The organism is Flavonifractor sp. An4 (genome assembly GCF_002161755.1).
GTDB classification, from domain to species: domain Bacteria; phylum Bacillota; class Clostridia; order Oscillospirales; family Oscillospiraceae; genus Flavonifractor; species Flavonifractor avicola.
On the sequence record NZ_NFIL01000055.1, the window covers coordinates 1 to 11,783 of the forward strand.

The window sequence follows — 11,783 nt, forward strand, 5'->3', positions numbered from 1 at the left end:
CGGGCCAGCGCCCGGGCCATCCGGTCGATGAGGGCGTCATCCGGCTGGAGCTTGTCCCACTCCTCCACGGCCCCCATCCGGTCCTCCCCTCTTGGGTAGTAGTCCCAGAAGGCCTCAAATCGCTCCGGCTTCCAGGTGGGAACCGACTTGAGCCTACGCTGCCGTTTTTTCCGCTGGGGCCCGTCCCCCTCTGGGGGACTATGGGGGTTTATTAAGTCTTTATTTGATATATCTTTATTTAATTGCGTCGGATTTTCCGACGACGGTTTTTCCAATGTTGGTTCAACCGTCGTCGGTTTTCCCGACAATGGCTCAGCCTGGTCCCGGATGTTGTAGATCACGCCGGTGAACTTGCCGCCCTCTCCATGGGAGCGGGTGCGGATCAGATAGCCTGCCTGCTCCATCTCCCCCAGAGCGGAGCGGATGGCATCCCGGCCGCAGCCGGCCACTGTGGCCAGCCCGGCCACGCTGTAGTCCCAGTCCTCCGGCAGGGAGAGAATGATGGCAAACAGCCCTTTGGTCTTGAGGGACAGTCCGGTATCCCGCAGAATGCCATTGGGCAGGACGGTGTACCCGCCGCTGCGCTGGACACGAATCACGCCGTCAGCCATTTCTCATCACCTCCCCTTGTAAAATCCGGCCATTTGTGGTATCATAATAGTGGTTTTCATGCACGAAACCATCGTTTGGCCTCTCTGTCTGCGCCCACAGACAGGGGGGCCTCTCTTTTTGCCTGTTCCGCATCTCAGACCACCTTCTGCCCCGGCACATAGGTAAAGCGGCGGTATGTAGGCTCGGCCTTCGGCTGCACATGGACCCGACATTTCGCCAGATGGGCCTCCACATCCCGCTCGTCAAAGCGGACAATATGGGGACTGGGCCGGAAATAGGGCAGGTCTCCCGTCTGCATCAGCCTGTCCACCGTGCGGATGCTGCACCCCAGGCGCTGCGCTACTTCCTGCTTGGTCAATAACGTCATATCAATCTCTCCTTTCGTCAGCCCTGCTTTGCATAGCGGACAGCCATAGCCGCCTCTACGATCTGGCCCAGCTCCTCCACGATGCTGTCAAAGGTAGGGCGCTCATCGTTATCGATGATACCGTCCTTTCCGATTCGCAGCAGTTCCCGGTCCCGGTGGGCATCCACAAACCCATAGACCCGGTCCAGCAATTCCATGATGGCCTCCGGAAGCCGCAGCTCCTGCACATCCGGCACGATGGACCGCGCCATCTCCGCGCTGGCCCTAATATGCTGAATACCCAGCAACTGGCTGTCATACGCAATAACCATCAGATCTACCACCTCAGGCGGCGGAATGCGTTGGCCTGTCTCATAGGCCCGGATGCTGCTGTCTGAGATACCCAATTTCTCCGCAGCCGCTTCCTGGGTCAACCCTTTTGCTTCACGGGCGATTTTGTATATATTCCGCTTGTTCTGCGGCATGGTTATCTCCTCCTAATTGGGTTAAAATGGTTATCAGAATCAACTGGCGTCCCGCTCGATCTCATCGGGAGATCCACGGCCCATAAGGGTGTCCAAAGATACCTGGAACAAGTCCGCCAGCATGAGCGCCGTGGCCAGGCCCGGAAGCCGGGCGCCATTTTCCCACTGACAAACAGCGCCCCTGGTCACATGGATCGCGTCGGCCACATCCTGCTGTGTCATCCCCCGGGATTCCCGCAATTCTTTGAGGATCACCTTTTCTCCCCCTTTCAGGTTGTCCTTTTTCTGGTTATGTGCTATGATTCACAATAGGTAAACATTAGCCGCAGATATCCGTACCAAATATAAGCGCCAGCCACAACACACCGATGAACACCAGCCAAAGGAGATATAATTTAAATCCCTTGGGATTGACGTATTTATAGGTCGGAATACAGATCCCGTACAGAACAGCAAGAAGAGATACGCAGAATATTTGTGTTCCATTCATCATATCTCACCGTCTTTCTCTGCTTTTACTTGTGGTGTCACTGTTCCGGTCCTGAGGTCACTCCCATCACATTTGTGATAAAGGGCGGCAAAATAATGCACCGCCGTCCGATACGGCTGCTCAGCTCATTTTCCATTTGGGTGGTGTGATTACCTGTTAAATATCTATTGCTGAACAGAAGCAAAGCAGTATCGCTGTCATCAATGCCCTGGATATGCCTAAACTCTACTGTTTTGCCGTTCTCCAGTTCTACTACAACTTTCATGTCTGTTTCCCTTTTCTGTTTACTGTTTGTTTACTCTGAGACAATCATAATTCTTCAATTTCAGATTGTCAACCGGTTTTCGTCATTTTCAGATTATTCGTCTTATATTACAGATTCTTTTTATAGAGGAGCGATGCCCCTTGGATGTCAAAGGATTTGTGCAAAACATCAAACTTTATTGTGATAGGAAAGGTGTTAAACCTACCGTAGCCTGCAAAGAAAGCGGCGCTGGAAAAGATCTGATAAATCAGATCGAGCGACGGGGCAGTATGCCATCAATCGAGAAAGTCCAAATGCTGGCTGAGTATCTTGGCGTCACCACCAGCGACTTGCTGGGCGAAAAAAAAGAGCCCACCGTACAAGACGATGGACTCTCTGAGGGGGAGCAGGCACTTATGGCGCTGTTCCGGCAGCTGACGCCGGATCAGCAGGAGATGGTGCTCCGCATGGTTCAGGCTGCCGCAGACAAGCTGTGACTGCCTCCATGGCGGCAACCAGCACAGCCGCCGGATCTTTACTTTTCCGGATGATCGACAATAGCCTGAGTTCATTTTCGCTCATAAGCACTGCCCCCTTTATCGCCATTGTAGAACATACGTTTGATTATAGCAATACACCGAAGGAATTTTCTTAAATTCGTCTGAGTTGCCTCTCATATGCTCTTATACGTATTGAGTCGACATTTTTCAACAAGTATCAAGTGGCAAAATAAAAGGGTCCTCTACTCATGGGTGAAGCAGGCCTGTTTGTTGTACGTTCTGGTACACCTAGCAGGAAAATCTATTGAAAAATATTTTATCGCCAAGTCAGGCACTAAAGGAGATGGACGTTATGCCTACAAAAGATTTAGAGGACTACCGCCGCTTTACAAAACCCGCGGAGCTGCACAAAGCCGTTAATACACTGCGGGGCCTGGTGGCAGGCATCAACTCCGATATGGAGGTCGGCTCTAAGGAGGTCACAGAGCTGGTCCATTGGTGTGAGATTCACGCTGAATTCCGTGACCGCCATCCTTTCTCTGAAATTCTGCCTGTGGTAGAACGGGCCACCGAGGATGGGGTGGTAACGGAAGAGGAAGCGAAGGATATTTTGTGGCTCTGCAATAACTTTGTAGACAACAACGCCTATTATGCTCCTCCATCCAGTTCCTGGCCGGAATGCTCCACGGCCTGCTGGCAGACGGCGAACTGAGCGACCAGGAGATCATGACCCTGAAAGCATGGATTGATGTCAATGAGTTCCTTGCCGGCACCTACCCCTTCGATGAGATCAACAGTCTGCTCCATGTGGTGCTGGAGGACAAAAAGATCACCCAGCAGGAGCGGGAAGCTCTGATGGCATTGTTTGGTGATGTGATCGACTTCACAACCTCCTACAATCTGTCCGAAAAGGACTTTTCCAAACTCCGGGAAACCTACAGCATTGGCGGCATCTGTGCTGTCTGCCCTGAGATCACCTTCCAGGATAAGTCCTTCTGCTTTACCGGAGAATTCTACAGGGCAAAACGCGCCGAGATTGCGGACACCGTTGTCCAGCTGGGCGGAAAGGTGCGTACTTCTGTATCCGCCAAGACCGACTATCTTGTGGTTGGTAATGCCGGAAATCCCTGCTGGGCTTATGCCTGCTATGGGCGTAAGATCGAGCAGGCAGTCAACCTCCGCAAAGAGGGTGCCGGGATCGTGATCGTCAATGAGACTGACTTCTGGGACGCAGTTGATGACATGGATATCCAAAACTAATTATGAGGAATGAGGAGATTACGATGAAGTGTCCTGCCTGCGGTACAAAGTACAAAGGCAAAAAAATGCCCTGGCTGCGGTCGGCATACTGATCCAAAGTTGGAGGCCAAGCGCAATACCCGCATTGCTTTGCTGGTCGTTATTCTGATTTTTGTTGCAATTCTGCTGTTTTACATATTCAGGTCGTTGGAATACTACAACGGAATTGTTGATATGATTAACAACGCATTGAATGGATGAGCATTGCAAAATAGTCTATCTGTCTCATAAAAACCGTGGGAGATGGGTACCGCTTGCGATTGAAAGGACATATCCAGCGGCATCACTACGATAACAACTGCAACGGTAGCACTTACATCCCTTCTACTATGCCAGAGTCCCTTGCTCAGTTTACCACGATAGGAAGTGTGCCAGGGGTTAATGGAATATAAAATAAGCCGCCCAGACGGGCGGCTTCTCAAAACGCCAAAAGTCGAACATTTGTATCACTTCATCTTTACGAAAGGAGGAAGTCATGCCAAAACGCAACCTTCCCGAATTTTATTATGACGAAAAGCGGCAACAATATCGCAAGCGGATCACGCTCCCCGACGGGCGCAAAAAGGACCTCTATGCCAAGGACAAAGCCACGCTCCGCAGGAAGGTAGCAGAGCTGCGCCGCGACATTGAGGAGTACGGCTATGACGCCGAAAACCCCACCTTGGCCGAGTACGCCATCCAGTGGTGCGCCAGGCGGCTTCCCGGCCTGTCTGAGGCCAGAAAAAGCGACTACAGAAACGCCATCAATAACCATATACTCCCCGGCCTGGATGGCAACAAGCGGCTGCGGGAGATCTCCACAGCGGACATAGATCTCTTTATGGCCAGCAAAGCAGATATCAGCAGCTCCCTGCACGGTAAGATCACCAGCACCCTCAAGCAGTTATTTGCCGCTGCCGTCCGGGAGGGAAAGCTGCGCACCTCTCCCGCCGAGCACGTTCGCGCCGGAGGGAAAAAGGCCATAGAAAAGACTCCCCTTTCCGAAGGACAGCAAGCCGCCCTCATCAAGGCTGTGGAAGGCACAGCAGCCTTTCCATTTGTCATGCTGGGATTGTATGCCGGTCTGCGGAAAGAGGAGATCCTGGGCCTCCAGTGGGACTGTGTGGCCCTCTCAGGCCCGGCGCCTCATCTCTCCGTGGAGCGCACCTGTACCCATGTGTCAAACAGCGCCGTCGTCACCTCCACGCTCAAAACCAAGGCGGCCAAGCGGAAAATCCCGCTGCCGCCGCCCCTGCTCCACTGCCTCCAGTCGTGGCGCATTCAAAACCCCTATGATTATGTGGTGCCCAACTCAGAGGGCGGCTCCCGCAGCCGCCAGTCCTTCCGCCGCCTGTGGGAGATCGTGGAGAACCGCACCGCCGGTATCAGCTACCGCTGGGACCGGGAGAAAGGCCACAATATGCCGGTGCAGCGGACCCTGGGGGAAAAGATCACCAACCATGCCATAGTCTGCTCCCTCGACTTCCACTGCACTCCGCACCAGCTCCGGCACACCTATATCACCAACCTGTGCGCTTCAGGTCTGGATATCAAAAAGATTCAGTACCTGGCCGGTCATGCCAATGTACAGATGACCCTCAACATTTATGCCCATGTTGTGGATAATCGTCCGGAAGATCTCTTTGACGATGTCTGTACGGCATTCCACTCCACCCAAAGTGTCCCCCCTGCCAGTACCCCCTAAAGCAAGAATACCCCCTTATTTTACCCCCAAACATCTGGCGGCCTGTGCGTATTCTGACATAGTATGTGCAAATACAAAAAAGCCTTGAACCATTGCGGCTCAAGGCTTTTCTGCTTGTTTACTTGGAACATCGCAACACTATAGATGCCACGGCCTTCGCCCGTTCGCAAGCGTCCAGTATATTATTTTACTCTCTGGGAGACAGTTCTCCGCTATGAGCCTCCAGAGCTTCGATGCGGTGATCTTGAGTCAGGATCTCCATCTGGCTTATAGCGATGGCATTGAGTTTTGTCAGCCGTTCGGCCTGAGACATCCCCTCATTGATGAACACCGCATTCAGGTTCTCCAGATTGGACAGGCAGACCAGCTGAGAGACATTGGCGTAGTCACGGATATTCCCTTTCAGATCGGGATGGCTGTCCCGCCACTGCTTTGCAGTCATGCCGAACAGAGCCATGTTCAACACATCGGCTTCACTGGCATACACCATGGAAACCTGCTTTGCGGAAAGCTCCGGCGGGATCAGGTTCTCCTTGATAGCGTCCGTGTGGATGCGGTAATTGATCTTGGCCAGATTTCGCTTGATGTCCCAGCCAAGCTGTTTCATTTCCTCGGCCTTGAGTCGTTCAAATTCCTTGATCAGATAGATTTTGAACTCAGGGCTGATCCACATACCGAACTCAAAGGCAATGTCTTTGTAGGCATATGTACCGCCATATCTTCCGGCCTTTGCCCGCAGTCCAATTGCATGCGTCTTTTCAACCCACTCTTTGACGCTGAGTTTGTAGCTGTTCAAACCAGCCTGACTTCTAATTGCGGCGAATTCGCCATAATTAAAATCCGGGTTGTGGATCTGTTCCCATATCCCAAGGAATTCAACCGTGTTTCTGTTCCGCAGCCAGTCGGAGATGAAAAAATCTCCGTCTTTCGCCCTGAGCATATCAGTCAGGGAGATATAATCCTTGTCATCAATGGTAGTGACCGCAATTTCTGTCCCATGGACGATCAATTTATTATTCACTCAGGAATCACCTCCATGAATAGCTGATTGCAACTGGATATGGTGCAACACCCCCCGGCAGCCTTCCTCCACATCCCGCCAGGTCGTGTCGAAATCGTCGGTGTACCACGGATCGGCTACCTCGCCGGGGCGGTCGGTAAAGTCCATCAGCAGGTGCATCTTGTCGGCAAAATCGCCGCCGCAGATCCGGTACATACTCCGCAGGTTGGCCCGATCCATGCCAATCAGAAGGTCGTACTTCTCGTAATCGCTGTTCAGAAGCTGCCGGGCTCGTTTGCCGGAACAGTCGATGCCATGCTCGGACAGCTTGCGGCGGGCTGGCGGATAGACCGGATTGCCGATCTCCTCGGTGCTGGTAGCTGCCGACTCGATTTGAATGCTCTGCTCCAGACCGGCTTTCTTCACCAGATCCTTCATGATGAACTCGGCCATCGGGCTTCTGCAAATATTGCCGTGGCAGAGAAAAAGTATCCTGATCATGCTCCGTACACTCTAACTCATTACTATCGCACTCAGTATAGCACGGAACCTCAGATTCGTCGAGTTGGATTTCCAGATGGGCGTCAGAATCGATTTTTCTCTGGAGTTCCACCTTTGACCAGCCGAAACGACCAGCGGCACGAAGATACCAGCGCCGCTCCTCCGGCTCCATGTCTGCTTCCAGAATGACTACATTCTGGGTCCAACTGATCTCCATGGCCAGCTTCAGCAACTCGGGGGTGTCCTCATACATCCGATAGAACTCCCGCATCCGGCGAAGGTTGCGCGGGGAGAAGCCGGAAACATCGGGGAAACGGCTGTGCAGATATTCAGCTGCGGCCACTGCCGCGCCTTTCTCCGGCCGGGAACAGACGATGCGGCCCAGTTCGCAGCAGAGTTGCATCTGGGGCATCTCGGCGGTCAGCGCAGCGTCCAGAGCCGCAAACATGGCGGAATAATCAATGTTTTTGCGGATGTTCATAGCTTCTCCTTTCCGGCAGAACCTGCCTTATTTTGAAACAGGCCAAAGAGAAGCACAGGAGGTCCCTCCTGCGTTTCTCTTTGGCCTGTTACACCACTTGTACCATCTGCTCCCAGAGCAGGATGAAGCGGTCGTCGATGATTTTGTTGTCGTGGTAATGTCCGAACAGCCAATAATAGAACCTGGCTCGCTCTTTGACTTCTTCCAGGAAGTCGGTCAGGTGGTCGTGAACATAGCCGCCATCTCCCAGTATGTCCACAATACTGCTGGGGGCACAGTGGGTGATCACATAGTCCGCCGCATATTGAATGCGCTCCAGACTGCGCCGGGCTTCCTCATACTCCGGCTTGCTGGGAAGCTCCTGCTTCCACCAGGACCGGTGGTTGACCCGGAAGCGGGCGCCCATTCTTCGGAGGGCCCAATACTGTTCCTCAAAATCCGGGGCTTTGGGATTCAGGATGCCGTCCTCGATATCATGGCTCCTGGCGCCGCCCATGGTAAAGAAGGAGTATCCTTGCAGGTCAAAGACCTGCCCGCGCATCAGGTGGATCACATGAGGCCGGATTCGCTGAATCTTTCCGCCGTTCCATTCCTCTGTCGGGTATTTTCTCAGCAGGTCGAAGTTTTCGTGGTTGCCGCTGATGAACAGTGTGGTAAAGGGCAGATCCTCCAGCCAGTCCAGGTTCCGCTCCTCCTTCTTGCCCCCGTCCCATACGCCACCAAAATCTCCGCAGATGATCATGTAGTCTTCCTTGGTCATTCCGGCCTGCTCGGGGAAGTGTTCGGGTGCGAACCGCTGGAAGTTGCCATGGGTATCGCCGGTTGCATAGATCATTTCGGTTCACCTTCTTTTGCTTATTATATCATATCCTGCTCCACCTGAACGCCGCCGCGGAGGAACACCGTGATTTTCTCCGCTGAGTTGACCTTGACCGTATCCACCAGCTGTCGGATGAGAGCTTCATCCCATTCGCTGATGTGGGTGGACGCCTGAGCCATCGCGGCAGCCGCATCTTCAATGCGCCGTACAGCCTGAGCGTTGCTCTGACGCTGTTCTTCGATCAGGGCTCGCTTTTCTTTCAGTACGGCAGCCCCATTCATGACAGCTCTCAGCTGGGCGGTGCAGGCGGTGGCATCCTCAGCTCGGGCGGATTCTGCCACCAGCTCACGGGTCTGGTCGTTCAGCTCGCCCAGCCGCCTTTCAATATCGGCAAGACTCATGCTCTCGCCGGGAACCGGAGCCAGCTCCATTTCCATGGCGGAGGTGATTTGTCGGATCAGCGTACTCTTTTGACTCATGACGGAGTTGATTGCGGCGAGGATTGCCTTCTGGAGCGGTTCCTCGTCCAGCGTTGGTGAGTTGTGGCAGTACTTGGTGCCGTAGTCCAACCGGCTGACACAGCGCCACACGATGCGCTTCCTGCCTTGCTTGGACCAGGTGCAGCGGCGGTACAGGGTGCCGCATTCGCCGCAGACAAGGCGCTCCGACAAGGCGTATTTGCTGGCATAGGATGTCATCCCCGTGGGGGCATTCTTTTTGGAAGGGCTTTTCCCGGCACTGCGCCGCGCCATCTCTGCCTGTACCGCATCGAAGGTTTTACGCTCCACGATGCCCTCGTGATGGTTCTGGACCAGATACATAGGGAACTGCCCCGTGTTGCGGATGACCTTGCGGCTGATGCAGTCGCTGATGTAGGTCTTCTGGAGAAGGACATCTCCGCAATACTTCTCATTGGTCAGGATGCTTCGGATCGCCGTAATCGTCCATTGGGAGCCACCGTTCACATTGGAGATCTGCTCCGCTTCCAGCCTGTCTTTGATCATCCGAAGGCTGGCTCCGCTCAAATACTGGTCATAGATCGAACGAACCACATCTGCTTGCTCCTGGATGATTTTCGGCTTGCCGTCCTCGCCTTTTTCATAGGCGTACAGCCGGTTATACTGTATGATTGTCTTTCCCTCGCGCATGGCCTGCCGCTTGCCCCAGCGGACATTGGCGCTGATGCTCTCGCTTTCCGCCTGGGCGAAGGCGCCGAGCATGGTGATGAGGATCTCGCTGTCGGCTTCCAGTGTGTTGATGTTCTCCTTTTCGAAGATGACCGCAATGCCCAATTCCCGCAGGGCCCGGATGTAATTCAGGCAGTCCACCGTATTTCTGGCGAAGCGGGAGATGGATTTGGTCAGGACGATGTCGATCTTCTTCTGCTTGCACAGCCGGATCATCTTCAGGAATTCGGGCCGCTTCCGAGCCGATGTCCCTGTGATGCCCTCATCAGCGAAGATCCCGGCCATGGTCCACTCCCGGTTGGTCATGATCTTGTCGGTGTACCAGCTTTGATTCCTGCGGATGGAGGGCAATTTCGCCCATAACCACCCTGTAGCCAAACGGCTGCTTCCGATTGCCCATCAGCGCACCGTCCTTTCTATGGTTTCGGACAGCTCCAGCCCGTTTTTCAGGCGGAAGCGGATTCGCTCATTGCTTTCCACGATGATTGTTTCAACGAGCTCACCGAACAGCTCTGCGTCAAAGCTGTCAAGGAAGTCCGGGCCATCATCCAAGATTTCCATCAGCTCTCTTGTTTGGGAGATGGTGTTGTCGCCATCGACGGCCAGAAGACGCTCCTTTTTCAGCTTTACAGCGCGGAACTGCTCGGTCAACTCATTGCTCTGGGCTATAAAAATGTCAGGATCAATGAGGCCCTGTTGTTTCAGTGTGGCCAACATTTGATTCTGACTGGTAAGATCGGATATTTGTTTGTTAAGTTCAATGACATCCAGGCTCCAGAGCATCCGGCGGTTGCGGATGGCTTGGAGCGAGGTGGTCATTCCCATGAGGATGGGTTCGCCATGGTGCTTGAGCTTATAGTATAGGCGGATGAAAGCATTTGTTATTTCATCTTCTGCAATTGGTGTAATGCCGCATTTGAGGCCATGTCTCTTTTTATCGTGTCCTATGCATACCCAGTATGTGATGCCGCGCACAACCTTGCGACGAAATAGTGACTGGCAGTCGCCGCATACTATTTTTTTCCGAAACGCATACGGACTGTTTTTCGTTAATGTAATCTTCTGAGCACGAGATTTCATCAAAGCATTTGCTTTCTCAAAATCTTCTTTTGGCACGATTCCTTCGTGTGTTCCGTATGCGTAGTAAGAAACCTTCTGTCCTCGGTTCAGCCGGCATTTATATGGAAGCGTATCTGTTGAGAAGTATTTTTGCCACACAGAATCGCCAATGTACTTTTCATTCGAGATAATATATCGAATAGCAGTTGAATCCCAAGCGACTTCACCAGATTTACACGGGATGCCTTCTTCTCGCAGGTCAGATGCTATCCGCTCTGTACTTTTGCCGGAAAGATACTCTTTGAATATCCGTTGTACGATAACAGCTTGTTCCTCCACAATGCGTATGGAATGATCCTGTAGAGTATATCCGTATGGCAAGTTTGCGGGTATATATGTTCCGGCCTGCATTCGTTTTTGAATGCCCCACCTCATATTGCCAGAGATGGATTCGCTCTCGGCCTGGGCGAAGGATGCGAAGAGCGCAGTCATCATTTCGCCGGACATCGTCGCAGTGTCAATGTTCTCTTTCTCGAAGCAGACGCCGACACCGAGCGATTTCAGCTCTCTGATGGTTTCCAGGCATTCCTTGGTATTGCGGGCAAAGCGGGAGATGGATTTTACCAGCACCCTGTCGATCAGCCCTCTGCGGCAATCTGCCAGGAGCCGCTGGAAGTCCTCACGCTTTTCAGCCGATGTCCCAGTGATACCCTCATCTGCGTATATGTCTACCATTCTCCAGTTTTCCTTGCTGGAGATCAGGTCGCTGTAGTGACGGTTCTGGGCGGCGAAGGAGTTGAGCTGGTCATCAGAGGCGGAGCTGACACGGGCGTATGCCGCAACCCGCAATTTGGCGTTTTGGGGCTTTTCGGTTGCCTCGATGGTGATGACCCGGTATTGCTTTTCTCGAAGTGCCATGCTGCCGTCGGTCATCAGCTTTTCCGCCATGTCAGTTCACCTCCTATTACAATATATTTACGGTTCAAGGCACGGCAGCCAGCCGTGTTTTTTTCCGCATCGTTGCCAAAGCTGTTAGAATGAGAGCGTCTTGGCCTGATGCTCACCTCCAAGGACC

Annotated in this window: 14 protein-coding genes; 4 read left to right on the forward strand and 10 right to left on the reverse strand. The window is 53.1% G+C overall.

Annotated features, from left to right (window positions below; translation table 11 throughout):
* The 5 genes from B5F94_RS16770 to B5F94_RS14700 all read right to left on the reverse strand — a co-directional run.
* Positions 1-611 (reverse strand): helix-turn-helix domain-containing protein (locus B5F94_RS16770; protein ID WP_204247505.1); only part of this gene is annotated, 611 nt, incomplete at its 3' end.
* 134 nt (positions 612-745) lie between these two features.
* Positions 746-979, reverse strand: coding sequence for a helix-turn-helix transcriptional regulator (locus tag B5F94_RS14685; protein ID WP_087331195.1), 234 nt, complete (start codon positions 977-979; stop codon positions 746-748).
* Positions 980-996: 17 nt separating this feature from the next.
* Positions 997-1,443 carry a helix-turn-helix domain-containing protein gene (locus tag B5F94_RS14690; protein WP_087331197.1) on the reverse strand — a complete coding sequence of 149 codons (447 nt, stop codon included), beginning with the start codon at positions 1,441-1,443 and terminating at the stop codon, positions 997-999.
* A 39-nt stretch (positions 1,444-1,482) separates the two neighbouring features.
* Complete coding sequence (locus B5F94_RS14695; protein ID WP_087331199.1) at positions 1,483-1,698, reverse strand: helix-turn-helix transcriptional regulator; 216 nt, start codon at positions 1,696-1,698, stop codon at positions 1,483-1,485.
* A 272-nt stretch (positions 1,699-1,970) separates the two neighbouring features.
* Complete coding sequence (locus B5F94_RS14700; RefSeq protein ID WP_087331201.1) at positions 1,971-2,198, reverse strand: hypothetical protein; 228 nt, start codon at positions 2,196-2,198, stop codon at positions 1,971-1,973.
* A gap of 140 nt (positions 2,199-2,338) precedes the next feature.
* Here B5F94_RS14700 and B5F94_RS14705 point away from each other — a divergent pair, with 140 nt between their 5' ends.
* The 4 genes from B5F94_RS14705 to B5F94_RS14715 all read left to right on the forward strand — a co-directional run bounded on the left by B5F94_RS14705 (position 2,339) and on the right by B5F94_RS14715 (position 5,660).
* Positions 2,339-2,674 (forward strand): helix-turn-helix domain-containing protein, encoded by a 336-nt coding sequence (locus B5F94_RS14705; protein WP_087331203.1) that lies wholly within the window; start codon positions 2,339-2,341, stop codon positions 2,672-2,674.
* Between the two features lie 355 nt (positions 2,675-3,029).
* Positions 3,030-3,389 (forward strand): hypothetical protein, encoded by a 360-nt coding sequence (locus B5F94_RS16775; protein ID WP_204247506.1) that lies wholly within the window; start codon positions 3,030-3,032, stop codon positions 3,387-3,389.
* On the forward strand, positions 3,356-3,937 hold the full coding sequence (locus tag B5F94_RS16780; RefSeq protein WP_204247507.1) for a BRCT domain-containing protein: 582 nt from the start codon (positions 3,356-3,358) through the stop codon (positions 3,935-3,937). The genes B5F94_RS16775 and B5F94_RS16780 overlap by 34 nt, the downstream gene beginning before the upstream one ends.
* Positions 3,938-4,451: 514 nt before the next feature.
* Positions 4,452-5,660, forward strand: coding sequence for a tyrosine-type recombinase/integrase (locus B5F94_RS14715; protein ID WP_087331205.1), 1,209 nt, complete (start codon positions 4,452-4,454; stop codon positions 5,658-5,660).
* A 187-nt stretch (positions 5,661-5,847) separates the two neighbouring features.
* Here the strand turns inward: B5F94_RS14715 and B5F94_RS14720 are convergent, their stop codons facing one another.
* The 5 genes from B5F94_RS14720 to B5F94_RS14745 all read right to left on the reverse strand — a co-directional run bounded on the left by B5F94_RS14720 (position 5,848) and on the right by B5F94_RS14745 (position 11,656).
* Entirely contained in the window at positions 5,848-6,681 is an 834-nt protein-coding gene (locus B5F94_RS14720) for a KilA-N domain-containing protein (protein ID WP_087331207.1), read from the reverse strand.
* Positions 6,682-7,161: a low molecular weight protein-tyrosine-phosphatase gene (locus B5F94_RS14725; RefSeq protein ID WP_087331209.1), complete on the reverse strand. Its 480-nt coding sequence runs from the start codon at positions 7,159-7,161 to the stop codon at positions 6,682-6,684.
* A gap of 569 nt (positions 7,162-7,730) precedes the next feature.
* The gene (locus B5F94_RS14735) at positions 7,731-8,477 is read right to left on the reverse strand and encodes a metallophosphoesterase family protein (protein WP_087331211.1); all 747 of its coding nucleotides are present in this window, start codon (positions 8,475-8,477) and stop codon (positions 7,731-7,733) included.
* 23 nt (positions 8,478-8,500) lie between these two features.
* On the reverse strand, positions 8,501-10,027 hold the full coding sequence (locus B5F94_RS14740; protein ID WP_242965693.1) for a recombinase family protein: 1,527 nt from the start codon (positions 10,025-10,027) through the stop codon (positions 8,501-8,503).
* Positions 10,028-10,048: 21 nt separating this feature from the next.
* A complete protein-coding gene (locus B5F94_RS14745) occupies positions 10,049-11,656 on the reverse strand; it encodes a recombinase family protein (protein ID WP_087331213.1) in 1,608 nt (535 codons plus the stop codon).
* Between the last annotated feature and the right edge of the window lie 127 nt (positions 11,657-11,783).

What these genes read in the sequence shown, in the direction of transcription:
- B5F94_RS14715 (WP_087331205.1), top strand. Translation starts at nt 4,452, where the DNA reads ATGCCAAAACGCAACCTTCCCGAATTTTATTATGACGAAAAGCGGCAA.
- B5F94_RS14725 (WP_087331209.1), bottom strand. Translation starts at nt 7,161, where the DNA reads ATGATCAGGATACTTTTTCTCTGCCACGGCAATATTTGCAGAAGCCCG.
- B5F94_RS14690 (WP_087331197.1), bottom strand. Translation starts at nt 1,443, where the DNA reads ATGCCGCAGAACAAGCGGAATATATACAAAATCGCCCGTGAAGCAAAA.
- B5F94_RS14745 (WP_087331213.1), bottom strand. Translation starts at nt 11,656, where the DNA reads ATGGCGGAAAAGCTGATGACCGACGGCAGCATGGCACTTCGAGAAAAG.
- B5F94_RS14735 (WP_087331211.1), bottom strand. Translation starts at nt 8,477, where the DNA reads ATGATCTATGCAACCGGCGATACCCATGGCAACTTCCAGCGGTTCGCA.
- B5F94_RS14700 (WP_087331201.1), bottom strand. Translation starts at nt 2,198, where the DNA reads ATGAAAGTTGTAGTAGAACTGGAGAACGGCAAAACAGTAGAGTTTAGG.
- B5F94_RS14685 (WP_087331195.1), bottom strand. Translation starts at nt 979, where the DNA reads ATGACGTTATTGACCAAGCAGGAAGTAGCGCAGCGCCTGGGGTGCAGC.
- B5F94_RS16780 (WP_204247507.1), top strand. Translation starts at nt 3,356, where the DNA reads ATGCTCCACGGCCTGCTGGCAGACGGCGAACTGAGCGACCAGGAGATC.
- B5F94_RS16775 (WP_204247506.1), top strand. Translation starts at nt 3,030, where the DNA reads ATGCCTACAAAAGATTTAGAGGACTACCGCCGCTTTACAAAACCCGCG.